This is a genomic window from Streptomyces sp. CA-278952 (genome assembly GCF_028747205.1).
Lineage (GTDB): Bacteria > Actinomycetota > Actinomycetes > Streptomycetales > Streptomycetaceae > Streptomyces.
The window spans coordinates 867242-891654 of sequence record NZ_CP112880.1 but is presented as its reverse complement, the minus strand read 5'-3'; the positions used below and the strand labels follow the sequence as shown (position 1 = coordinate 891654).

The following is a 24413-nucleotide window of genomic DNA, read 5'->3' as shown; positions in this document are numbered from 1 at the left end:
GGAGTCCAGATGAGCTTCAACCGCACGGTGCGCCGACGGCTCGGCACCACGGCCACCGCGGTCGCCGCGATGACCGCGCTCACCGCCTCCCAGGCTCCGGGGGTCGTTCTGCCCGAGCCCCGGCAGGGGAAGGCGGCGGCTTCGGACGACGTCGTGTGGAGCGAGGTGCCGGGTGACGACGTCTACCACACCGAGTTGCCTCCGCTGCGGTCCCCGAAGCCGCCCGCTCCCCCGAAGCCCGGGGCGAAGCCCGATCCGCTCGTGGCCCGGGCCTGGTCCGAGGCGGGCATTCCGGCGACCGTGCTGGCCGCCTACCGCAAGGCCGAGAGCGCGGTGGGCCGCGGCGACCCCGGCTGCGGGCTCCCGTGGCAGCTGCTCGCGGCGATCGGCAAGGTCGAGTCGGGCCAGGCGTCCGGCGGGCGGGTCGACGCCCGCGGGACGACGCTCACCCCGATCCTCGGCCCCGCGCTCGACGGCAACGGCTTCGCCCTGATCCGGGACACGGACGACGGGGCGTACGACGGCGACCGGGCCTACGACCGGGCCGTCGGGCCGATGCAGTTCATCCCCTCGACCTGGGCGGCCTGGGGCGCCGACGGCAACGGCGACGGCCGCCGGGACCCGGACAACATCTACGACGCGGCGCTCGCCGCCGGGCGCTACCTCTGTGCCGGGTCCCGCGATCTGACCCGCCGCGCCGACCTGGACCGGGCGATCCTCAGCTACAACCGCTCCGACACCTATCTGCGGACCGTGCTGTCCTGGCTGGAGTTCTACCGCGGCGGAAGCCATCCGGTCGCCGACGGCCGGGGCGTCCTCCCGGCCAGTCCGGGCCCGGGCGGGAAGACCCCGCCCAAGGCACCGGTCGGCGGGCCCGGCGCTCCGGGCCGTCCCGGCAAGGGCGACGGAGGCGTCGTCGTCGGCCCGCAGCCCACCCGGCCGCCGAGCCCGAAGCCCACTCCCCGCCCCACGGGCCCCGGCTCCCCGAGCCCGAGCCCCGACCCGACGGACCCCGGCCCCACCGACCCAGGACCGAGCCCCAGCCCGACCGGCCCGACCGATCCGGGTCCCACCGATCCGGGCCCGAGCCCCAGCCCCGACCCGACGGACCCCGGCCCCACCCCGTCGCCCGACCCCACCACCTCGCCCGACCCCGGCGAGACCGGCCCGGGCTGCCCCGATGACACCCCGCCACCGTCCCCGTCCGAACCTTCGCCGACCGAGCCGGCCTCGACGGGTGCGAACGGTTCCGCCGACCCCTGCGCACCGGAGGGGCAGCCGGGCTCCTGACCCGAACCAGCAGGGCCTTCGTACGGGGCGACTCCCCGCCCCCGCCCCGTCCCCGTCCCCGCCTTCGCCGCAGCGGGGACGGGGAATCACTCCCGCCCGGGATGGTCGCCCGGCCCGTGGACCCCGCCGGTCAGGGGGGTCGGCGAGAGATCCGCCTGTTCCTCACCCGGCTCCAGCAAGGTGTCCGCGGGACCCACGATGAGCGGATCCGGGGCTCCTACGCCCTTCTCATCCTTGCTGTCGTAGTCGAAACGCCACAGAAGGCTGCGCATCGCCTCCAGCCGGCCGCGCTTCTTGTCGTTGTTCTTCACCACGGTCCACGGCGCGCACTCGGTGTCCGTGGACCGGAACATCTCGACCTTCGCGGCGGTGTACTCGTCCCAGAGATCCAAGGAGGCCACGTCGGTCGGCGACAGCTTCCACTGGCGTACCGGGTCGACCTGCCGGATCGCGAAGCGGGTCCGCTGCTCGGCGCGGGAGACCGAGAACCAGAACTTCACCAGCAGGACACCGTCGTCGACGAGCATCCGCTCGAACTGCGGGGCCTGCTTCAGGAAGTGCGTGTACTGCTCCGGTGTGCAGAAGTCCATCACCCGCTCCACCCCGGCCCGGTTGTACCAGGAGCGGTCGAAGAAGACGATCTCGCCGGCGGTCGGAAGATGCGCCACGTACCGCTGGAAGTACCACTGTCCGCTCTCCCGCTCGGTGGGCTTCTCCAGCGCGATCACGCGCGCCCCACGCGGGTTGAGCCGCTCGGTGAACCGCTGGATCGTCCCGCCCTTGCCCGCCGCGTCGCGGCCCTCGCACAGGACCACCAGCCGCTGCCCGCTCTCGCGGACCCACCGCTGGAGCTTCAGGAGCTCGATCTGGAGGAATCGTTTCTCCCGTTCGTACTCCCTGCGGCGCACCCGCCGGTCGTAGGGATGGTTCTCCCGCCACGTCTCGAGAGGACGGCCCTGCTCGTCGAGGAGCACGGGCTGCTCGGGGCGCCGGCCGTCGACGGTCAGTCCCTTCAGCAGCTCCGCGGGGTCGTCGGCGTTCCGGTCGTCGTCGGTCATGATCGTCTCCCCGTTCGCTTCGCATGGTCCGGTGCGGCGGGAGAGGACCCACCCGCCGCGGATGAGCCCTCTCCCGCACGGGAATGTTCCCCGCCAACCGCCGGGCATGTCCGGGCGGGCGCCGTGAGCAGGGGTCAGCCGCCCGACAGCACCTCGGACAGGTCGTAGGAGACGACCTCCTCCAACTGCGCGTACGTACAGCCGGCGGGGGACCGGTCCGGCCGCCACCGACGGAACTGGGTGGTGTGCCGGAACCGGTCGCCCTCCATGTGGTCGTAGGCCACCTCGCACACCCGCTCCGGGCGCAGTGGCACCCAGGACTGGTCCTTCTTGCCCGACCAGCGGTTCTGCGTCCCCGGCAGCCGGGACCGCTCGTGCGCCGCCGCGTCCGCCCAGGCGCCCCACGGATGCTCGGCGAACTCGACGCGCAGCGGCACGAGTTCTTCGGCCAGCTCGGCGCGCCGCTTCATCGGGAAGGCCGCGCAGACCCCGACGTGCTGGAGCACGCCGTCGGCGCCGTACAGGCCGAGCAGGAGCGAGCCGACGACCGGGCCGCTCTTGTGCTCGCGATAGCCCGCCACCACGACGTCGGCGGTCCGCTCGTGCTTGATCTTGTACATCGCCCGGGCGTCCGGCCGGTAGGGGAGATCGAGCGGTTTCGCCACGATCCCGTCGAGCCCGGCCCCCTCGTACCGTTCGAACCACTCCCGGGCGACCTCGATGTCCGTGGTGGCCGGGGCGAGGAAGACGGGCGCGGACGCATCCGAGAGCGCGGCCCTCAGCACCTCCCGCCGGTCCGCCTGCCGGGTGGGGAGGAGGGAGGTGTCGTCGACGGCGAGGACGTCGAAGGCGATCAGGCTCGCCGGTGTCTGCTCGGCGAGCAGCCGGACCCGGGAGTCCGCCGGATGGATGCGCTCGCTGAGCCGCTCGAAGTCGAGCCGCCCCTCGTGGGCGATGACGATCTCCCCGTCGATCACACAGCGCGGCGGGAGATTCCCCCGTACGACGTCGACCAGGTCGGGGAAGTAGCGGGTCAGGGACTTGCCCGTGCGGCTGCCGATCTCCACCTCGTCCCCGTCCCGGTACACGATCGCCCGGAAGCCGTCCCACTTCGCCTCGTAGCTCATGCCCGGCGGGATCTTGGAGACCGACTTGGCGAGCATCGGCTTCACGGGCGGCATCACCGGCAGGTCCATGGGCCGATTCTGGACCGCGACCCCGCCCGTGTCTCCCGATGTGCGGCATATGTGCGACCGGCCTACGGTGGCCGTCATGGGAGCAGCGGTGGAGCTGGACGCGGGCGGACGGGCCGTGAGGCTGTCCAACCCGGACAAGGTGTACTTCCCGGAGAAGGGCTACACCAAGAGGGACGTGGCCGAGTACTTCCTGGCGGTGGGGCCCGGGATCACCCGCGCCCTGAACCACCGGCCGACCACGCTCCAGCGCTTCGTCGACGGAGTGGAGGGCGACTTCTTCTACCAGAAGCGCGCCCCGAAGAACCTCCCCGAGTGGATCCCCACCGCCCGCGTCGCCTTCCCCAGCGGCAGGCCCGCCGACGAGATCTGCCCCACCGAGCTCGCCGCCGTGATCTGGGCCGCCAACCTCGGCACCCTCACGTTCCACCCCTGGCCGGTCCGCGCCGGGGACACCGACCACCCGGACGAACTCCGCATCGACCTGGACCCGCAGCCCGGCACCGATTACGCGGACGCCGTCACCGCCGCCCATGAGCTGCGCTCCGTCCTGGAGGACCACGGCGTACGCGGCTGGCCCAAGACCTCCGGCGGCCGGGGCATCCACGTCTTCGTGCCCATCGAGCCCGCCTGGACCTTCACCGAGGTGCGGCGCGCCACCATCGCCGCCGGGCGCGAGCTGGAGCGGCGGATGCCCGAGCGGGTGACGACCGCTTGGTGGAAGGAGGAGCGCGGCGAGCGGATCTTCGTCGACTTCAACCAGACCGCCCGCGACCGCACCATCGCCTCCGCCTACTCCGTACGCCCCTTTCCGCACGCCCCGGTCTCCGCGCCGCTGCGCTGGGAGGAGATCGACGACGCCGAACCGCGCGACTTCGACATCGTCACGCTCCCGGCGCGCTACGCCGAACTCGGCGACGTACACGCCGACATGGACCAGGAGGCGTTCCGGCTCGACGCCCTGCTGGAGCTGGCCGACCGGGACGAGAAGGAGCGCGGGCTCGGCGACATGCCCTATCCGCCGGAGTACCCGAAGATGCCCGGCGAACCCAAGCGCGTCCAGCCCAGCCGCGCCCGCCACGACGACGATGACGGCCACGGCGACGGCGGGAAGGCGTGAGCGGGAGCACGGAGAGGCACGGCGCGCACGGGCGGACTCCGACCCTCCGCGAGCGCTGGGAGGCTTTCAAGCACAGCCCGTTCCTCCCGGCGACCGTCCTCGTCCTGATCGTCGCCGCCGCGGCCGGTCTCTTCGCCGGGTCCTACACGTACGCGATGGCCGACCCGACCCCGCACCGCATCCCCGCCGCCCTGGTCACCCGGCCGGAGGCGGCGCGCGGCGAGGCGTTCGTCGCCGGCATGGAGAAGGCCCTTGACGCCTCCCTCGAACTGCGCGACTACCCGGACGTCGCCGACGCCCGCCGCGCCCTCGACGAGCAGAAGGTCTTCGCCATCGTGCGCGCGTCCGACGGGGGAGTGGCGCTCGACGTGGCCGGAGCCTCCGGCGCGTCCGTGGCCGAGCTGCTCGGCAAGGCGGGCCTGGAGGTGGGCGAGGCCACCGGGGTCGAGGTCACGGTCCGGGACATCAAGCCGCTCCAGCGGGGCGACCCGCGCGGACTCGCCCTGTTCTACATCTCGCTGGCCGCCGTGATCATGGGCTTCCTCGGCGCGATCCAGCTCAGCGTGCACGCCCACGGCCTGAATCCGGCCGAGCGGATCGCCTTCACCGTCGCCTACGCCCTGCTCGGCGGCTTCGCCATCGCGGCGGCCGTGGACTGGTGGCTCGGGGCGGTGGACCTGCCGTTCGTCCAGTCCTGGCTGATCCTGGCGTTCACGATGTTCACCTCCGGCATGGTCTTCACCATGTTCAACACGTTGATGGGCCGCTGGGCGATGATCCCCACCTGGGGCGTCATGGTGCTGCTCGGCAACCCGTCCTCCGGCGGCGCGGTGTCCTGGCCGCTGCTGCCCTCGGCGCTCGGGCACATCGGCCGCTGGCTGCCGCCGGGCGCCTCCGTCAACGCCCAGCACACCGCCGTCTACTACCAGGGCCACCAGTTCGTCTTCCCGTACCTGGTCCTCGCCGGCTGGGCGCTGGTCTCCTGCACGGTGTTCTGGGTGTGGCGCCACCGGCACCCCGGTGGCCGCGCCCGCACGCCGGAGCATGCGGACGCGGCCACCTGAGCGGGCCCCGCGGTCTACAGCTCCTTGATCCGGATGTCGCGGTACGAGATGACGTCGGTGACGCCGTGCACCTGGAGCCCGATGTAACCGGAGGCGAACCGCCGGCCGTCGGTGCCCGGGTCGTCGCCCCGCGGCGGCTCGAAGAGCTGACCACCGGTGTTGTCGAACTCGTTGATCAGGACACCGTTGCGGTAGATCTCGTAGTGCTGGTCCACCACCTTGATCTCGTAGTCGTTCCAGGTCCCCTTCGGCGTGACGCCGGCGCCGCCGAGCCCCACCCGGTCGAAGCCGTACACCGAACCGGTCTTGTACATGTCGCCGTCCGGCCGGTCGTTGATCTGGATCTCATGGCCGTACTTGATGGCGACCCACTCCGGACGCGACTCCTCCGGGTGGTCGTGGACCTTCGGGAAGCGGACGAAGACCCCGCCGTTGGCGTTGCCCGAGCCCGGGGCGTCGTCCCGCCACTGGAGCTTGAGCGAGTAGTCGCCGTAGGCCCGGTTCGGCAGCCACAGCATGCCCATTCCACCGACCGTGGTGGAGCTGGTGATGGAGCCCTCCTCCTCGTTCAGCTCGAACTTGCCGCCGCCCACGTGGCTCCACTTGGCGAGCGAGTCCGCCGTGCCGTCGAAGAGCTTGGTGTAGCCCTCGACCTGGCCCGGCTTCCCGATGCCCGACTGCTTGGCGGCCTGGTTGATCGCCCGGCGCTCGCGCAGGTCGATGACGCCGTCGGCCTTCAGCCTGTCGAGCACCGTCGTCACGTGCTTGAGGAACAGCGCGTGGGAGGACCAGTCCTTCTCGTCCTCGATCAGCTCGTTGATCGTGCAGCGGTTACGGGTGATCCGGTTCGGGACGCCCGTGTCGATCGTGCCGACGAAGACGGTGTGCCGCTCGTCGAACTCCGCGCAGTTCGGGGCGGGAACCCCGCCGCCCTGGGCGATGGTGAACGACACCTTCTTCGCCTCGGAGGTGTTGCCCGCCTTGTCCGTCGCCCGGTGGGCGATGGAGTGGTAGCCGACCCGGTCGACGATCACCGGGGTGGTGTAGGCGAGGTAGGGACCGCCGTCGAGGCTGTACTCGACCTTGTCCACGCCCGAGTCGTCGTCGGTCGCCGAGACGGTGGCCTTGGCGCTGGTGATGAACGCGCCGTCGCTGTTCTTGTCGCCCTCGACCTTCACCGAGGTCTCCGGAGCCGTCTGGTCCTGGGACGGCGGCTCGACCACGGTGAAGTCGACGGCCTTCTCGTCCGCCACGTTGCCCGACCGGTCGGTGGCCCGGTAGCGGACCTGGTGCTCACCCAGCTCGTGGACCATCACCGGTGCGGTGTACGGCTGCCACGCGCCGTCCGCGCCGAGCGCGTACTCGATGGTGTTGACGCCGGACCCGGTGTCGGACGCGGTCACGGTGACCGTGGCCATGCCCAGGTACGCGCCCGCGTCGTCCTTCTCGCCCGAGACGGTCGCCGAGGTCTCCGGCGGCGTCTTGTCGTCGGTCGGCGGCGCGGCGACCGCGAAGTCGACGGATTTCTCCGCCGCCACGTTGCCCGCCTTGTCGGTGGCCCGGTAGCGGACCGTGTGGTCGCCGACCTCGTTCACCACGACGGGCGCGGTGTAGGGCTGCCACTCGCCGTCCGCCCCGAGGGCGAACTCGACGGTGTCGACGCCGGAGCCGGCGTCGGTGGCCTCGACGGCGACGGTGGCCTGGCCGATGTACGCGCCGTCACCGTTCTGGTCGCCGTCGACCTTCGCCGAGGTCGCGGGGGCCTCGGTGTCCTCGCCGCTGCCCTCGGTGACGGTCAGGATGCCCTGCATCATGCCGTGGCCGGGGATCGTGCAGTGGTAGAAGTACCGGCCGGGCGACAGCGTGACCTCCACGCTGTGCTTGCCGCCCTCGGCGTCGCCCGGGTTGGCCAGGATGTTCAGCTGGACGTCGTTGTTGAACTCCGGGTCCGACACGCCGAACGTCAGCGTGTGCGGCATGCTCGTCGTGTTCCCGGTGGCCGTGCTGTTCTCGAAGACGATGGTCGCCTTGCCGGCCACCGCCGTCTTCGGCGCGGACAGATAGCGGTCGATCGGATCGCCCGCGGTCCAGGTCAGCACCTGGTCGGCGGCGGCCGCCGGGGGAGCGTCGTCCCCCTTGCCGTACGCGGCCGTCGAGGTCAGTCCGAGGACCATGAGGAGGGAGGCCAGCAGGGCCACCCAGAAGCTCGGCGGACGGTGCCGCCCGCGTGTCAGGAGCGAGTGGTGTCTCACTTCGCCGCCGCCTTTCCGACGAGATCCTTGGCGGCCGGGGTCGCGGCGCCGCCCTTGTACGTCACGCGCCACAGCGCGGACTTGGGGTCGGAGGTGAAGAAGCCGCGCCCGTAGTCCAGGACGTACAGCGAGCCGTCCGGCGCGAACTTCCAGTCCATCAGGTTGCGGATGCCGTCCGCCCCGACCGGGATGATCTTCTTCAACGACTCGGCGTGCGTGGGCAGTCCGCCCTTGCCGACCGTCTTCGGGTCGGTGAGCACGGCGTGCCGGGGCTGGGTGTCGTCGTAGAAGTCGCCGACGAACCACTTGCCGTCCCAGTAGGCGGGCCACTTGGCGGTGGACTCGCTCTGCGCGTCGTGGCGGTAGACCGGGCCGTTCATCGTGGCCTGCCCGCCGCCCTTGAGCCAGGGGAGCAGCTGCTTGCCCTCCTCCGTCTTGTAGCTCGGTACGCCGTTCTCGTCGCGCGGGTAGTCGACCCCGCCGCCCTGCGGGGAGTACCAGATGGTGTTCGGGGTCACCGGCGGGATCTTGACCAGGCCGTCGTTGTGCGGCGACTCGTTCTTCGGCGCGTCGCAGTCGTACCAGCCCAGCGGCTTGCTCGGGTCGGGCAGATTACGGTCCCGGTAGGGCTGGTTGTTGCCCATGCAGTACGGCCAGCCGTGGTTGCCCGCCTTGGTGATCGCGGCGAACGTGTCGTACTTCGCCGGGCCCCAGGTGGTGGACGGGGCGCCCGCGTCGGGGCCGACCCACCCCGCGTACAGCGTGTCCGTCGCGGTGTCGATCGAGATCCGGGCCGGGTTGCGCACGCCCATCACGTAGATCTCGCCGCGGGTCTTGCCGCCGCCCTCGTCCGGCTCCTCGCCGGTGAAGAGGTTGCCGGACGGCAGGGTGTACGTGCCGTCGTCCTCCGGGTGGATCCGCAGGATCTTCCCGTTGAGGTTGTTGGTGTTGCCCGCGGTGCGCCGCGCGTCGGCGAAGCCGACGCCCTTGTAGTTCGGCTCCGGGTTGTTGCCGGAGTAACCACCGCTGAAGCCGGAGGAGTTGTTGTCGCCGGTCGCGATGTACAGGTTGTCCCCGGAGTCCCAGGCCATGCCGCCGCCCGCGTGGCAGCAGCTGTTGATCTGCACCGGCCAGCCGAGCAGCACCTTCTCCGAGGCCAGGTCCAGCTTGTTGGTCGCGGAGTCGAAGGTGAAGCGGGAGACCTGACGGGTCGCCATGCGTTTGTCGCGGTCGATCTTCGCGTGCGGGGTGTAGTGCAGATACACCCACCCGTTGGACGCGAAGTCCGGGTCCAGCTCGATGCCGAGCAACCCCTCCTCGACCTTGACCAGTTCGTCCCCGCCGCCCTTGTTGCCGAAGACGTCCAGCGCACCCGCCAGGGTGACCTTCCTGGTCTCCGGGTCGTAGACGTGGATCTCGCCCTTGCCCTTGCCGATGTCCGGGTCGTTCCAGTCGGTGACGACCGGCACGGAGCTGTCGGCCCCGCCGCGCCCGATGTAGAAGACCCGTCCGTCCGGTGCGGTCACCAGACCGTGCGGCTCGCCGATCTGGTCGTTCTGGCCCGGCTGGTTGGGCTGGGTCAGGCGCTCGGCGGTGTAGTTGGAGGTGATCGTCGCCTTGCAGTCGGCCTGCGAGGTCCGGTTCGTCCAGGCGAGGGCACCGCGCAGATGGTCGCGGAAGTCGGTCTCCGCGAAGCTGTTCGCCGTACCGCCCATGGCCGTGTAGAAGGACCGGCCGCCGTCGTAGTCGCGGCACCAGGAGACCGGGTGGTCCCAGCCGTTGGCGCTCGCGCCCGGCTTGTACGTCATCTCCCGCACGCGCGCCACGGTGTGGACGTCACCGGACGGGTTCTTCGTCCAGTTGAGCCACTTGTCGGGGCGCTTCCACTCCAACGGCAGGTTCTTGGTGGCCGGGTGGACCCGGTCGCCGATCTCCACGGTCGCCCGCTGCGTGGAAGCCGGGCTGTTCGCCGCGGGGCGCGCTCCGACCAGTCCGGTGAACCAGTCCGAGTACGGTTCGGTCCGCGCCGCGTCATGGATGCCGAGGAAACCGCCGCCCGCCTCCATGTAGGCCTCCAGGCCGGCTTCCTGCTCCGGGTCGAGGACGTCGCCCCCGCCGGTCAGGAAGACGACGGCGTGGAACGAGCCGAGCCGCTTGCCGTTGGTGAAGACCCGGGGGTCCGCTGTGGCCACGGTGGCGAACCGCCCGGACTCCGGGCCGCTCAGCCCGATCTTCTCGATCGCCGCGATACCGGCGTCCGTGTACGGTGCCTCGTCGCCGGCCGAGGCGTGGAAGACCAACACCTTGACCTGCTTGGCGGAACCGGGCGGAGTCGGCAAGGACAACGTTGTCGCCATCTTCTCGACCAGGGCCCGGTCCGGCGACTGATCCGCGCTGGCCGGGCCGCCGCCGCCCAGCATGGACACGGTCAGTGCGCCGGCCGCCACGGCCGCCGCGAGGCCGCGTCGTGATCTGGACCGGTGATGTGATGCGCGCTGCATGTGGTCACCCACCCCTCTGTGGTCACTGCACCTCTCGGTGACTGTGGCTTGCTCACTCTTCGTCGGTACCTCTTGATTCACTGTGACAGCGCACGAAGCTAGACCTCTTTTCGCGGTACGCCAATAGGTATGGCAGCAATCGTGTGAACTTTGTCCTGGGTGTGGATAAACGAGGATGCCCCGGCTACGGTGTGGCCCGTTCCGGGATCCCGTGAGCGCCGTTCCGTTTCCTGCGGCATCGCCAGTTCTCTTATCGCAGTGGGGAGTTCGACATGGACCGAAGGACCTTCAGCCGGCGGATGCTGGTCGGTGGCGCAGCCGCGGCCGCGACCGGGGTGACATCGTTGTCGCTCGGAGCGGTGGAGGCGAGCTCGGCCGAGAATCCGCCCCGTACGGCCCCGGCCGGTGGGGTGGTGCGACGGCTGAAGATGTACGCCGAGAAGTTGCCGAACGGCGAGCTGGGCTACGGCTTCGAGAAGGGCAAGGCCTCGATCCCCGGCCCCCTCATCGAGCTGAACGAGGGCGACACGGTCCACATCGAGTTCGAGAACCTCACCGACGTCGACGCCAGCCTCCACGTCCACGGCGTCGACTACGACATCGCCAACGACGGCACCCGGATGAACAGGAGTCACGTCGAGCCCGGCGGCTCCCGGACGTACACCTGGCGCACCCACGCCCCGCGCGTCCGCAAGGACGGCACCTACGAGCCGGGCAGCGCGGGCTACTGGCACTACCACGACCACGTCGTCGGCACGGACCACGGCACTGGCGGCATCCGCAAGGGGCTGTACGGACCGGTCGTCGTGCGCCGCAAGGGCGACATCCTGCCCGACCAGACCTGCACGGTCGTCTTCAACGACATGATGATCAACAACAAGACGGCCCACAACAGCGTCAACTTCGAGGCCACGGTGGGTGATCGGCTCGAGTTCGTGATGATCACGCACGGTGAGTACTACCACACCTTCCATATCCACGGTCACCGCTGGGCGGACAACCGGACCGGTATCCTCACCGGCCCCGACGACCCGAGCCGGGTCATCGACAACAAGATCTGCGGCCCCGCGGACTCCTTCGGCCTCCAGATCATCGCGGGCGAACGGGTGGGCGCGGGCGCGTGGATGTACCACTGCCATGTCCAGAGCCACTCCGACATGGGGATGGCGGGGCTCCTGCTGATCAAGAAGCCCGACGGCACCATTCCGGGGTACGAACCCCACCACGCGGCGGGCGGCACGGAGAAGAAGGCCGCGGAGAAGAGCGGCACGCAGAGCGCCGAGGAGAAGTCCGGGAAGGGCGCCGGGGAGCACCAGCACTGACCCCGTCCGTGCCCCGTCCGCCACGGGGCCCGCGGAGGGGCGGGCCCGGTCATGGACGGCGGGCGGCCCCGGTCACGGGCGGCCGGGCGGCCCCGGTCGCGGCGGCGGGCGGCCCCGGTCACGGACGGCGGGCGTCGTCCGCGAGCCGCCGCTGCTCCTCCTCGACGATGCGCCGGGCCAGATCGGCGTCGGAGACGTCCACCGCGTCCGGGGTGGTCTCCGCGAGATCGCTGCGCCGGGCGTACGCGTCGAAGAGCCGGTCCTTGCGGGCCAGCAGCTCCACCAGGCGCTGGTCGACGCTGTCCGTGGCCAGCAGCCGGTGCACCTGGACCGTGCGCACCTGGCCCATCCGGTGCGCACGGGCTACGGCCTGATGCTCCAGCGTGGGTTTGATCTGCGGCTCGCACAGGATGACCACGGAGGCGGCCTGCATGTTCAGCCCGGTACCCCCGGCCTGGATCTGGCTCAGCAGCACCGCGTGCCCGTCCACGGCGGAGAAGGCATCGACGAGCTCCTGCCGCCGGGCCGGCGGGACGCTCCCGGAGAGCGGCCCGAAGGCCTCCGCGCCCAGGGCTTCGCCGACGGCCGCGAGGACCTCGCGGAAGTAGGAGAAGACGACCACCTTCAGGCCGGTCTCCCGCGCCTCGTCGACCAGCTCGCGCAGCCGCTCCAGCTTGGCGGACGCCTCGGGCACGGCGTAGGCGGCCCGGCGCATCCGCATGAACCGCCCCGAGGCGACCGCCTCCCGGTAGGCGTCCCGGTCCTGGGCGCCGAACTCCTCCCACTCGTCCACGTGGACCAGCGCCGGGAGTTCGGCCAGCACGTCGGCCTGGTTGCGGCGCAGGTAGGCGGGGGCGACGGCCCGGCGGAAGGCCTGCGAACCGGCCGCGCCGTGCGTACCGCTGACCGACGGCGCGAGTTCGGGGCGGAGCTGGCGCACGAGGCTGCGGAACTCCTCGACCCGGTTCTCCATCGGGGTGCCCGTGAGGAACAGCACCCGCTCCACGTGCTCCGCCCAGCCGGCGACCGCCCGCGACCGGCGCGCCGCAGGGTTCTTCACGAAGTGGGCCTCGTCCACGACCAGCATCCCGGGCCGCACCGAGGCCGCCGCCCCGGGCAGCAGGTGCAGTGCGTCGAACGTGGTCACCGCCACCCCGCCGTTCTCCCGCCAGTCCGCGAACGCCCCGGTCCGCTCCGCACCGTGCACCGGCACGGCGCGCAGGGTGGAGCGGGCCCGGATCTCCCGGGTCCAGTTGATCAGCACGCTCGCCGGGCAGACCACGAGGAAGTGGCTCTCGCCGTGGGCGGCGAGATGGGCGAGCGCCGCGATGGCCTGCACGGTCTTGCCGAGCCCCATCTCGTCCCCGATGACGACCCGCTTCTGCGCCAGCGCGAAGCGCGCCCCGAACGCCTGGTAGCCGCGCAGGGACACCCGCAGATGCGTGTCGTCCAGGCGCAGCGCGCGTACCCGGTCCGCGATCCCGGCGGGCAGGAACCCCTCGGCGGCGTCGCGGTCCGGACCGCTGCCGGACAGCTCGGCGAGCAGGCTGTAGTACTCGGCGGACCGCAGCTCGAAGTCGACCCAGGCCTCGGCGGGCGACGCCGGTGACCGCAGCAGGTCGGCCGACGCCTGGGCGAAGAGAACCGGCAGCTCCCGCTCCACGGCGTCCGCCACGGCCGCGCGCACCGCGCCGACGGCCTCGCGCACCCGCGCCCGCGCCTCACGCCCCGTGAACAGCATGCGCAGCCGGCTCCCGGCCGGTGCGGCCGCCGCCACCGGGGGGCCGAGCCGCTCGGCGAGCCGGCGGGCCGCGTCCACCGCCCGCCGCGCGTCCGTACCGGCCTCGGCCAGCCGGTGCAGGGCGACGACCAGTGCGGTGGTGGTGTCGTCCGGGGCGTCCACGTCGATCCGCACCGAGACGGTGTCCCGCACGGCGTGGGCGAGCTGCGCGGCGGCGGCCAGCGCCTGATCGGCGGTGTGCGCACCGACGCCGGGGAGCTGCCGTAGTTCGTAGCGGTCCGTGCCGTGGACCTGCCCGACCGTGCCGAACCCGGCCTGCTCCAGCGCCCCGAGACGCAGCCGTCCCTCGGTGACGTCCTTGAGCCGGGATACGGGGATGGCGGCCAGCTCCCGGCCCACCAGGGAGTCGAGCAGCGGATCGAGCACGGAACGTACGGCGTCCACCGCGTCTTTCCGGTCCGCCGGCACGGCACGGGCGCTCTCCAGGAGCCGCTCCGCCCGCGCGAGCAGCTCCCGGACCGCGCTGCCTGTCGGCACCGGGCTCGCGGGGACCCCGTGCGCGAGTCTCCCGAGGGCCGTGCCGCCCGCCGCCCCGCTCTGCTTCATGTACGTCCCTCTGTTCCCGGAGTGGGCGCCTCACCGCTCCGGGACCGGTGTCTCACCGCCCCGGGACCCGCTCCGTCGGCTTTCCCGCCATCGTGCCACGTACCGCCGACAGGCCCCGGGCGTGCACCGCTGACCCCCACCCCCACCCCCGACAGTCGCGCGACGCGTCGGGCGGCAGGGCGCTGACGTGCGGCGCCGAACGACCACCGCCCGACGGCCGGGGCGACGCGCCGGTCCAACGCTTCGCCCCCGCACCCCGGCCCTGTCTACGCTGAGCCGCGTGACAGAAGCGATCACCGTCGGCCCCGGCTCCCACCGGACCGCCCGGCTCCGGGCGCCGCGGCTCCGGGCGGTGTATCGCGCCACGGTCGGTCCCGCGCGGACTGCGGTCGTCGGTGCCCGGTGCAAGACTCGGAACGAGAGGAACCACGCGGCAGCACCGGACGAGCCAGATACCCCGGACCGACTGAGGAGCAGGCCATGATCAGCCCCACCTTCCTCGACGGAGCGCCCAACTGGGTCGATCTCGGCACCCCCGATCTCGACGGGGCCACCGCCTTCTACCGGGAGCTGTTCGGGTGGGGCCTGGTCCCCGGCGGCCCCGAGGTCGGCGGCTACGGAATGCTCACCCTGGACGGCCGGTACGTCGGCGGGGTGATGACGGTGTCGGAGGAGGAGTCGCCCAGCGCCTGGTCGGTCTCCTTCCAGTCGCCCGACATCGTCGCCACCGCCGCGGCGGTGGAGCGGGCGGGCGGCCGGGCCGCGTTCGAGCCGATGGACGTCCTGGACCTCGGCAGCATGGGCGGCTTCACGGACCCGGCCGGGGCGTATTTCGGCGCCTGGCAGCCGAAGGCGCACCCCGGCTTCGGCGTCGTCCAGGAGCCCGGCTCGTTCCTCTGGGCCGAGCTGTACACCTCCGACGTCCCGGCGGCGGCCGCCTTCTTCGGAACCGTCTTCGGCTGGGGGACCGACCAGTTGCAGGTGGAGGGCACCGACTACACCTACACCACCGTCCACCCGGCCGGCGCCGGCCCGGACGCGTCGTTCGGCGGCCTGGTCCGGATGGGCGACGTCCCGTCCGAGGCCGCCCGGGGCCCGCACTGGCTGCCGTACTTCGCCGTGGCCGACGTCGACGCCACGGTGGCCGGGGCGAAGCGGCTCGGCGGCACGGAGACCCTGGCCGCCATGGACGTACCCGGCGTCGGCAAGATGGCCAACGTCGCCGATCCCTACGGGGCGGTCTTCGCGGTCATGAGGCCCGAGCCGAGGCAGTAGCCACCACGGGCGGGGACCGCGGCCCCGGAGGCTCCGACGAGCGCTCCGTGGCCGCCACCCCCGGTGCGCATTGATGAATCGTTGATCAGTCGTTTATCGCCACCGGGCACCGTGTGCACCATGCTGATCAACACCGTGACCGACGACGCGCTCGCCTGGCAGGAGTCCGCGTTGTGCGCGCAGGCCGGGCCCGAGTTCTTCTTCCCGGCCCCGGGCAGTTCGACCCGCGAGGCCAAGCAGCTGTGCAACGCCTGCGAAGGCCGACTGGCCTGCCTGGAGTACGCCCTCGCCAACGACGAGCGGTTCGGCGTCTGGGGCGGGCTGTCGGAGAAGGAGCGCGAGCAGCTGCGCAGAGAGGGCCGCGACCGGGGCTGACCGCGCCCCTCGCACGCACCGTAAACCCCTGGGGTGTCCGGGGCGGGCCCAGCGCGATCGGGCCATGACCGACGCACCCCCCGTCCTCGTCGCCGCCCTGCTCGACGCGCTCGAACCACTGCCCCACGTGGGGCGCATGAGCGAGTCCCGCCGGCTCACTCCCCGGGCTGCTCGCCCACGCGGGCGACGCCCGGATCGCGTCACCGGCCAGGGGTGGGATCAGGCGCGGCCGCGCGCCACCATCCGGGCCTTGCGGGCGGCGAGCTTCTCGTCGAACTTCGACGCCTCGCTGTCCAGCCCGCCCATGTACAGACCGAGCTCCTCCTGGGCCTTCGCACCCTCCGGGCCGAGCCCGTCGATGTCCATCACCTTCAGGAAGCGCAGCACGGGCTGGATCACGTCGTCGTGGTGGATGCGCATGTTGTAGATCTCGCCGATCGCCATCTGCGCGGCGGCCCGCTCGAAGCCGGGCATGCCGTGTCCGGGCATCCGGAAGTCGACGACGACGTCGCGCACGGCCTGCATGGTCAGGTCCGGGGCCAGCTCGAAGGCGGCGCCCAGGAGATTGCGGTAGAAGACCATGTGGAGGTTCTCGTCGGTCGCGATCCGGGCCAGCATCCGGTCGCAGACCGGGTCGCCGGACTGGTGGCCGGTGTTGCGGTGCGAGACGCGGGTGGCCAGCTCCTGGAAGGCGACGTACGCGACGGAGTGCAGCATCGAGTGCCGGTTGTCCGACTCGAAGCCCTCCGCCATGTGCGCCATGCGGAACTGCTCCAGCTTGTCCGGGTCCACGGCGCGCGAGGTGAGCAGGTAGTCGCGCATCACGATGCCGTGGCGGCCCTCCTCGGCGGTCCAGCGGTGCACCCAGGTGCCCCACGCGCCGTCGCGGCCGAAGAGGGAGGCGATCTCGTGGTGGTAGCTGGGGAGGTTGTCCTCGGTGAGGAGGTTCACCACGAGGGCGATCTTGCCGATGTCGGTGACCTTGGACTGGTCGGCCGACCACGCCTCGCCGTCCTCGAAGACGCCGGGGAAGTTCCGGCCGTCGGAGAAGGGGACGTACTCGTGGGGCATCCAGTCCTTGGCGACCTTGAGATGGCGGTTGAGTTCCTTCTCCACCACCTCTTCCAGCGCGTACAGCAGTTGGGCGTCGGTCCACGCCTTCGAACTGCCGAGGTGGGGAGAGGCGATCGTCACGGGGAGCTCCTGGGGACGGGAGAATTACCTACGGCTTCGTAGGTTACGTGACCGTAGGTTAAGGCGACGGTAAGGCCAAAGCCAAGCCCATCCCCGGGAGTGGCCGGACACACGGAGTCATCCGGCCTGGTGAGGGGGTGCGCGATGGGCCTCCCCGGGCCCTTCCGGGCCTCGTCTCACCGTTCCGGAACGGGTTGCTCCACCCCTGGGCTCCGAGGTCGTTCCACCCCTGGGTCCCGAGGTCGTTCCACCCCGGCGCCCGGGCGTGGTCCCACCCCCGGGTCCCGGCGCAGATAGCGGCCGGTGACCGATGCCGGATGAGCGAGCAGACCGGCGGGCGTTCCCTCGAAGACCAGCTCCCCGCCGCCCTTGCCGCCGTCCGGACCGAGGTCGATCACCCAGTCCGCCCGCTTGACCACATCCAGGTTGTGCTCCACGCAGATGACCGTGTTCCCCGCGTCGACCAGCCGGTCCAGCAGACCCACCAGCGTGCCCGTGTCCGCCAGGTGCAGCCCGGTCGTCGGCTCGTCCAGAACGTACACGCTGGAGGTGCGGTGCAGCTGGGTGGCGAGCTTGATCCGCTGACGCTCACCGCCCGACAGGGAGGAGAGCGGCTGCCCCAGGGCGAGGTAGGTGAGGCCGACCGCGTCGAGGGCGCGCAGCTTCCGCAGCAGCACCGGATCCTCGAACAGCCCGGCCGCCCGCGCCGCCGTCATGTTCAGGACGTCCACGATCGACCGGCCGGCGACCCGGTGCTTCAGCACATCGTCGTGGAAGCGGCGGCCCTCGCACGCCGGACAGGTCGTGGTGACCGGGTCCATGAACGCCAGATCGGTCGAGATCTCTCCACGCCCCGAGCACCCCGCGCAGGCCCCGGCGGAGTTGAAGCTGAACAGCCCCGCGTCCACGCCGTTCTCCCGGGCGAACACCTTGCGGATGGCGTCCAGCGCGCCGATGTACGAGGCGGGGGTGGAGCGCGACGAGGCCGTGATCGCGCTCTGGTCGATCACCACCGCCTCCGGGTACGCCGCCGTGAACACCCGCGACACCAGGGTCGACTTCCCGGATCCCGCCACCCCCGTCACCGCGGTCAGCACCCCGGTGGGGAACGACACGTCCAGGCCCTTGAGGTTGTGCAGGTCGGCGCCGTACACCGGGAGCCGGCCGGTGGGGGAGCGGACGGTCTCCTTGAGGGGGGTGCGGCCGCGCAACGCGCGGCCGGTGAGCGTGTCGGCATCGCGCAGCCGCTCGAAGGTCCCCTCGAAGACGACGTGACCGCCGTCCGCCCCGGCCCGCGGCCCCATGTCGACGACATGGTCGGCGACGGCCATCACATCCGGGTCGTGCTCGACCACCAGTACCGTGTTGCCCTTGTCGCGCAACCGCACCAGCAGATCGCCCAGCCGCCCGACATCGCGCGGATGCAGGCCGACGCTGGGCTCGTCGAAGACGAATGTCAGCCCGGTGAGCGAACTGCCCAGGTGCCGCACCATCTTGAGCCGCTGGCCCTCGCCCCCCGACAGGGTCGTGGTCTCCCGGTCCAGGCTCAGATACCCGAGCCCGATGCCGGCCAGCCGCTCCAGCCGTTCCCGGGCCGCGGCGGCGATGGGCCCGCCCACCGGATCGACGATCCGTTCCAGGACGCCGACGAGTTCGGAGACCTCCATCCGGCCGTAGTCGGCGGGTGAGAGACCGTCGATCCGGGTGGCGAGCGCCGCCGCGTTCAGCCGTGCCCCGGCGCAGGCCCCGCACACCCGCTCCACGGTGAACCGGGCGGCCGCCTCGCGCCGCTTCTCCGACAGCGAGGCGGTGTCGCGCTTGAGGTAGAGGCGCTCGAAGCGCGTCACGACCCCCTCGAACCGCATGTCGGCCGCGCCGGTCCGCATGTCGAGGCGGACGGTGAAGCCCGAACCGTGCAGCAGGGTCCGCCGTTCCTCCTCGCCGAACTCGGCCAGGGGCAGATCGTTGTCGAACCGCCCCGAACCCCCGTACAGATTCCACTCCCAGCTGCCCACCGTCAGACCGGGCAGCAGCAGCGCCCCCTCGTTCAGCGACTTCGACCAGTCGATCGCCCGGTCGAGATCCAGCTGGACCGTGCGCCCCACCCCGTCGCACTCCGGGCACATCCCGCTGGGATCGTTGAACGAGTACGCGGTCGCCCCGCCCGCACTCGGGGTCCCGCAGCGGGAGAACAGCACCCGGATCACCGACCAGATGTCGGTCGCCGTGCCCACCGTGGAGCGGACGTTGCCGCCCAGCGGCTTCTGGTCGATCACGATGGCCACCGACAGGTCCTCCACGGACGCGACGTGCGGCCGCTCGTACTTCGGCAGCCGGTTGCGGAGGAACGAGGTGAAGGTCTCGTTCAGCTGCCGCTGCGACTCCACGGCGATGGTGTCGAAGACGACCGACGACTTGCCCGAACCGGACACACCGGTGAAGACGGTGATACGGCCCTTGGGGATCCGGAGGGAGACGTCGCGCAGATTGTTCTCGCGCGCGCCGGTGATGACGATGTCGCGGTGCGCGGAGCCAGGGGCGTACGGCTCCGCGTCGCGCTCGGGGAAGCGATCCATGAGCGCGACGCTAGGCGGGATACCCGACAGCTTCTGTCCTCTTTTCCTGGACGATCCGAGGGCGGATCCGGGGAGGGCGATCCGAGGACGCGCTCTGATCCTGGCCGGCCGGGGACGGGCGGGCGTCGACAGCCTGGCGAACGAGGTCGGCTGGAGCCGCAGGCGTCCCGCTTCCGCTCCCGGACCGGCCTCGCCAGGGGCTCTCCGCCGTGGCCGCGCCCTCATCACCCACGCACCGCCTCAGCGGCCCTCGCGCACCGCCCGGGCCGTCGTGTCCGACAGCCCGCCGTCGAGCCGGAGCCAGCGGGTGATCCCGATCGACTCCAGGAAGGGCACGTCGTGGCTCGCCACGATCAACGCCCCCTCGTACGCCTCCAGCGCCTCGGTCAGCCGCCGTACGCTCGCCAGATCGAGGCTGTTCGTCGGCTCGTCGAGCAGCAGCAGCCGGGGCGGCGGGTCGGCCAGGAGCAGCATCGCCAGCGTCGCCCGGAACCTCTCCCCGCCCGAAAGGGTCCCCGCCGGGCGGTCCGCCGCCGCCCCCTTGAACAAGAAGCGGGCCAGCCGCGCCCGTACGGCGTTGTCCGTGCGGTCGGGGGCCGACCGTGCCACGTTCCGCACCACCGACGACGCGTCCTCCAGCACGTCCAGCCGCTGCGGCAGGAACCCGGTCGCGACCAAGGGGGTCGCCTCGCCCGAGACGGGCGTCAGCTGCCCCGCGATCAACCGGAGCAGTGCGGTCTTGCCCGCCCCGTTGCGGCCGGTCAGCGCGATCCGCTCGGGACCCCGCACCATCAACTCGCCCCGCAGCGCCGGGCCGTAGGGCGGCACCGGATCGCGCAGCAGCAGCACCTCGCTGCCCGGATGGACCCGGGTCCCCGGCAGCTCGACCCGGATCTCCTCGTCCTCGCGCACCGCCAGCTCCGCCTCGCCGAGACGCTCCCTGGCCGCGACCAGCCGCTCCGTGTGCAGGATGCGGTGCTTGCCGGCCGACTCCTGCGCGGAGCGCTTGCGCTGCCCCATGACGACCTTGGGCTCGCGCTTGGTGTCCCACATCTTCTGCCCGTAGCGCTTGCGTCGAGCCAACTTCACTTGGGCGTCGGCCAGTTCCCGCTTCTGACGCTGTACGTCCGACTCGGCGACGCGCACCATGCGCTGCGCCGCCTCCTGCTGGAGGGCGAGCGCCTCCTCGTACGCCGACAGGTTCCCGCCGTACCAGGTGACCGCACCCTCGCGCAGGTCCGCGATCCGGTCCACCCGTTCCAGCAGCTCTCGGTCGTGGCTGACGACGAGCAGCGCGCCGGTCCAGGCGTCGACCGCGTCGTAGAGCCGCCGCCGGGCGTACGCGTCCAGGTTGTTCGTCGGCTCGTCCAGCAACAGCACCCCGGGCCGCTCCAGCAGCAGCGCGGCCAGCCGCAGCAGGACGCACTCGCCGCCGGACATCTCCCCGATGGCGCGGTCGAGCCCGATGTGATCGAGGCCGAGTCCGTCCAGGGTGGCGAGGGAGCGTTCCTCGATGTCCCAGTCGTCGCCGATCACCGCGAAGTGCTCGGGCCGGACGTCGCCCGACTCGACCGCGTCGAGCGCCCTGCGCCGGTCGGCGACGCCGAGCACCTCGTCGACCCGCAGCGCGGTGTCCAGGATCAGGTTCTGCGGAAGGTAGCCGAGTGCGCCACGGGTCCTGACCACACCGGACTGAGGGGCGAGGTCACCGGCGATCAGGCGCAACAGGGTCGATTTGCCGCAGCCGTTGAGGCCGATGAGACCGGTGCGGCCCGGCCCCACGGTCAGATCGAGGCCGGTGAAGACCTCGCTGCCGTCGGGCCAGGAGAAGGCGAGGGAGGCACAGCTGATGTGGGTATCGGTGGTAGGCATACGGATCTCCCGTTGTACGTCGGAACGACAGGGACGGCCGGCGGAAGCTGAGATCGCACACGGGCGCTCCGGCCGCGGCAAGGCGCGGCGGGCGCTGCACGGTGTGCGCAGGACCTCAGATCAGCAACGTCCCACTCCGATCGACGACAACAGGAACCGTCACGAAGGTAGGGCCGGGGGCGTGGGCCCGGCAACCGGATTTACGGTGTCAGCGAGGACCGCCGAGCAGATCGGTCAGACTCCGGTCCAGGTCCAGATACCGGTGCTCGTCGCCCATCGGAACGAGCTCCTGCGCCCGCTGGAGGAAACGCCGCAGCTCCTCGGTGCGCACATGGACCATGGCGATGCCCTCGGGGGCGTGGAACTCCAGCACAGTCCGCTCGTACCCGAACGGCCGTACGCGTACGTCGCCCTCCCCGGCGGGGGAGTCCACCCCGGTGGTCAGCAGCTCGCGGGAGAACTCCCAGGACACCTCGGTGCCTTCCAGGGTCGCCGGGGCCGGGAACGCCATGCGTACGGCGAAGGGGTACTGGCGGTCGTACTGAAGAGTGGCGGGCAGGGTCTCCATCCGCGGTGCGGACGCGACCATGCGGGCCTGCACGGACTGCTCGATAACGCTGGACAAGACCTGCTCCCTCTCGCGCGGCCGGATGAACGGTTCCCGGCACTGGAGTAGACGACGGAACTCCTCGTTTCGTGCACCGGCGCGCGGCGTGAGCTGCGTCACCGGCTCCCGGCGGTCGTCCCGCCCGCACCTCGCGCACCCCTGCTCTCCTGCCCGTTCGGCGGCGACGCACCCCGGATGGGCCGAATGGGCCGGGCGCGGCCACGATCACACGCGCGGCCGCGCCCGGACCCCGGGGCCGGACGGCGTGAGGTCAGACGGTCGCGTCGGTGCGTTCCGCCGGTGCCTGGACCTGCTGTTCCACGAACGACCACCGCCCGCCCGGCGCGGAGTTCGGGGTTCCCGGAGGGATCGTCCTCCACAGGGAACCGTCGTCGGCGATGAGGATCAGGCCGTGGGCGTGCAGGGAATGCACCGATTTACGGGCATCGTCGGCGGTGACGCCCTCCGCGGGGGAGAGCCGCGTCAGCAGATCCGTCTCGTCCAGCAGGAGTTCCAGCTGCCCGATCGCGCCCAGCGGGATGTTCGGACCGTAGATCCGCCGGAAGTGCAACAGGATCCGCATGGTGGCGGCCTCGACGGAGTCGGCCCCGAAGTCGTCGATGACCCGGCCCATGACCCCGGTGTCCGTGCCGACGGGGAAGTCCCAGTCGGTGTAGAAGGCCCCGGGCGGCTTGAGGTCGAACAGGAACTTCGGCTGCCGCGGGCGCGGTGTTCTGAGCGGCTGGGGCCCGATGCGCTGCGCGGCTGCCGCCCGGCGGGCCGCCTCCCGTGCCCGCCGGGCGGTCGGGTCTGCTTGTTTGCGTGCCATACCCCGCGCAACGAGGAGGCTCCGGCCAGGTTTCGGGTCTGGCCGCTTTCGTGGTGCCGGAGCCGGGCGGCAGGTCGTCGCGCACCCCGGCCGTCGCACGCCGGGATGCCGGTGGCAGGGGCGGAGCCGGCCCGGCCGGGGCCCGGCCGGGGGCCGGGCGCGGCCCTACGAGGCGCCGTCGAGCACCTCCCGCAGCCGCTGCCCGAACTCGTCCGGCTTGCCCGGATAGCCGAACTCCCCGTCGAGGAAGCCGCCGTGATGGCTGGGGAAGACGGTCACCCGCTGCCCGAGCAGTTCGGCGGTCGCGGCGGACGTCCGCCCGGTCTGCACGTTCCGGGACTCCTCGCCCACGGCGATCACCACGCGGGTGGCGGCCGCGGCGATGGCGTCGACGTCCGGCCGGTAGTCGCTGATCGCCCACGACCGGTCGGACAGCAGCGGGTCGTCGCGCGTCCCGTCGTCCTCGGTGGGCATGCCGAACGTGGCGGGATCGGGCGCGGGCTGTGCGAAGTACGCGTCGGTGAACTCGCCCTCCCACGAGGTCATCGCCACGAACGCGGCCATCCCGGCCCCCCACCCCTGCCTCTCGTACGCGTCCCGGACCCCGGCCCGCGCCCGGACGGCCGCCGGGCCGTCCGGGGTGAGGGTGATGAGCGGGGGCTCGTGTGCGACGAGGGTGGTCACATCGCCGGGGTGGCGCGCCACGAGGGCGAGAGCGGTGACGGCTCCGCCGCTGCTGGCGAACATCTCGACCGGCCCGGTCCCGAGAGCCTCGATGACGGCGTGCACGTCGTCGGCATGGGTCTCGGGCGTGTGGTCGGTCCGCCCGTCCTTGCGGATGCTGCGGCCGAGCCCCCGGGGGTCGTAGGTCACCACGGTCCGCCCGGGGAACCGTGCCGCGAGCGCGACGAATCCGGTGGCGTCCATCGGCTGCCCGATCATGAACAACGGCGGGCGGCCGTCAGCGGTCGGCAGGGGTCCGCGAACGTCGTGGACGAGGTCGGCGCCGGCTGTCTTGAGTGTGTGCGTTTCCATACCCGTGCAGACCGGCCCCGCCGCGAGAACTCATCGGTCGCGTCCGGACCCGTACCGGGCGGACCCGTACCGGGCGGACCCGTACCGGGCGGACCCGTACCGGGCGGGCCCGACCGCCCGCTACGGCAACCGCTGCTGGTACGGAGCGAGTCCGGGCGCCGTCCTGGTGGCGATGAACTCGGTGATCCGGTAGGCGCACACACCGTGCTCGGCGAACGGGTCGGCCGCCGCGATCTCCTCGATCGCCGCCCGGTCCTCCCCGACGGCCAGGATCACTCCGCCGTCCCGCGGGTTCTTGCGGCCCGAGGCGATGAAGACGCCCGCCGCGTAACTCTCGTCGAGCCAGGCGATGTGCTCCCGCATCAGGGCGTCGACGCGTTCGACCGGAGCCGTGTAGGTCAATTCGAGTACGAACATGATCATCAGGCTACGGGATTCAGGCCGCCCGTTCCGGGGCCCCACCGCACACCGCGTAACGGGCGCCGCCCCCTCACCGCATAAGC

At 71.8% G+C, this 24413-nt stretch carries 18 protein-coding genes; 6 read left to right on the top strand and 12 right to left on the bottom strand.

Annotated elements, in window-relative coordinates; all coding sequences use genetic code 11:
* Positions 1-9 precede the first annotated feature (9 nt).
* A complete protein-coding gene (locus N7925_RS03820; RefSeq protein WP_274343023.1) occupies positions 10-1290 on the top strand; it encodes a lytic transglycosylase domain-containing protein in 1281 nt (426 codons plus the stop codon).
* A gap of 86 nt (positions 1291-1376) precedes the next feature.
* On the opposite strand, the gene ppk2 is transcribed toward N7925_RS03820, so the two are convergent.
* Together ppk2 and N7925_RS03810 are read right to left on the bottom strand one after the other, a co-directional pair.
* The gene (ppk2, locus tag N7925_RS03815; protein ID WP_265598090.1) at positions 1377-2348 is read right to left on the bottom strand and encodes a polyphosphate kinase 2; all 972 of its coding nucleotides are present in this window, start codon (positions 2346-2348) and stop codon (positions 1377-1379) included.
* Positions 2349-2482: 134 nt separating this feature from the next.
* Positions 2483-3544, bottom strand: a complete 1062-nt coding sequence (locus N7925_RS03810) for an ATP-dependent DNA ligase (protein ID WP_274343022.1) — start codon at positions 3542-3544, stop codon at positions 2483-2485.
* Between the two features lie 76 nt (positions 3545-3620).
* Here N7925_RS03810 and ligD point away from each other — a divergent pair, with 76 nt between their 5' ends.
* Together ligD and N7925_RS03800 are read left to right on the top strand one after the other, a co-directional pair.
* Positions 3621-4661, top strand: a complete 1041-nt coding sequence (gene ligD, locus N7925_RS03805) for a non-homologous end-joining DNA ligase (RefSeq protein WP_265598089.1) — start codon at positions 3621-3623, stop codon at positions 4659-4661.
* Positions 4658-5725 carry an ABC transporter permease gene (locus N7925_RS03800; RefSeq protein ID WP_274343021.1) on the top strand — a complete coding sequence of 356 codons (1068 nt, stop codon included), beginning with the start codon at positions 4658-4660 and terminating at the stop codon, positions 5723-5725. Before ligD ends, N7925_RS03800 begins: the two co-directional genes overlap by 4 nt.
* 14 nt (positions 5726-5739) lie before the next feature.
* On the opposite strand, the gene N7925_RS03795 is transcribed toward N7925_RS03800, so the two are convergent.
* Positions 5740-7977, bottom strand: coding sequence for an OmpL47-type beta-barrel domain-containing protein (locus tag N7925_RS03795; protein ID WP_274343020.1), 2238 nt, complete (start codon positions 7975-7977; stop codon positions 5740-5742).
* Positions 7974-10478 (bottom strand): ThuA domain-containing protein, encoded by a 2505-nt coding sequence (locus N7925_RS03790; RefSeq protein ID WP_274343019.1) that lies wholly within the window; start codon positions 10476-10478, stop codon positions 7974-7976. Before N7925_RS03790 ends, N7925_RS03795 begins: the two co-directional genes overlap by 4 nt.
* A gap of 272 nt (positions 10479-10750) precedes the next feature.
* On the opposite strand from N7925_RS03790, the gene N7925_RS03785 reads away from it, so the two are divergent.
* Positions 10751-11800 carry a multicopper oxidase domain-containing protein gene (locus N7925_RS03785; protein WP_265598085.1) on the top strand — a complete coding sequence of 350 codons (1050 nt, stop codon included), beginning with the start codon at positions 10751-10753 and terminating at the stop codon, positions 11798-11800.
* A gap of 118 nt (positions 11801-11918) precedes the next feature.
* Here the strand turns inward: N7925_RS03785 and N7925_RS03780 are convergent, their stop codons facing one another.
* Positions 11919-14147, bottom strand: a complete 2229-nt coding sequence (locus N7925_RS03780; RefSeq protein ID WP_274343018.1) for a DEAD/DEAH box helicase — start codon at positions 14145-14147, stop codon at positions 11919-11921.
* A gap of 480 nt (positions 14148-14627) precedes the next feature.
* On the opposite strand from N7925_RS03780, the gene N7925_RS03775 reads away from it, so the two are divergent.
* On the top strand, positions 14628-15422 hold the full coding sequence (locus tag N7925_RS03775; RefSeq protein ID WP_274343017.1) for a VOC family protein: 795 nt from the start codon (positions 14628-14630) through the stop codon (positions 15420-15422).
* 120 nt (positions 15423-15542) lie between these two features.
* Positions 15543-15797 carry a WhiB family transcriptional regulator gene (locus N7925_RS03770; RefSeq protein ID WP_265598082.1) on the top strand — a complete coding sequence of 85 codons (255 nt, stop codon included), beginning with the start codon at positions 15543-15545 and terminating at the stop codon, positions 15795-15797.
* Between the two features lie 219 nt (positions 15798-16016).
* Here N7925_RS03770 and N7925_RS03765 read toward each other — a convergent pair whose 3' ends face one another.
* From N7925_RS03765 to N7925_RS03735, 7 genes are all read right to left on the bottom strand, one after another.
* A complete protein-coding gene (locus N7925_RS03765) occupies positions 16017-16991 on the bottom strand; it encodes an acyl-ACP desaturase (RefSeq protein WP_265598081.1) in 975 nt (324 codons plus the stop codon).
* A 176-nt stretch (positions 16992-17167) separates the two neighbouring features.
* Positions 17168-19567 (bottom strand): excinuclease ABC subunit UvrA, encoded by a 2400-nt coding sequence (locus tag N7925_RS03760; protein ID WP_274343016.1) that lies wholly within the window; start codon positions 19565-19567, stop codon positions 17168-17170.
* Positions 19568-19807: 240 nt separating this feature from the next.
* Positions 19808-21439 carry an ABC-F family ATP-binding cassette domain-containing protein gene (locus N7925_RS03755; RefSeq protein WP_274343015.1) on the bottom strand — a complete coding sequence of 544 codons (1632 nt, stop codon included), beginning with the start codon at positions 21437-21439 and terminating at the stop codon, positions 19808-19810.
* Between the two features lie 208 nt (positions 21440-21647).
* Positions 21648-22064 (bottom strand): SsgA family sporulation/cell division regulator, encoded by a 417-nt coding sequence (locus N7925_RS03750; RefSeq protein WP_265598079.1) that lies wholly within the window; start codon positions 22062-22064, stop codon positions 21648-21650.
* A gap of 253 nt (positions 22065-22317) precedes the next feature.
* Complete coding sequence (locus N7925_RS03745; protein WP_265598078.1) at positions 22318-22875, bottom strand: hypothetical protein; 558 nt, start codon at positions 22873-22875, stop codon at positions 22318-22320.
* 165 nt (positions 22876-23040) lie between these two features.
* The gene (locus tag N7925_RS03740) at positions 23041-23910 is read right to left on the bottom strand and encodes an alpha/beta fold hydrolase (protein ID WP_265598077.1); all 870 of its coding nucleotides are present in this window, start codon (positions 23908-23910) and stop codon (positions 23041-23043) included.
* A 120-nt stretch (positions 23911-24030) separates the two neighbouring features.
* Entirely contained in the window at positions 24031-24327 is a 297-nt protein-coding gene (locus N7925_RS03735) for a YciI family protein (protein WP_265598076.1), read from the bottom strand.
* Between the last annotated feature and the right edge of the window lie 86 nt (positions 24328-24413).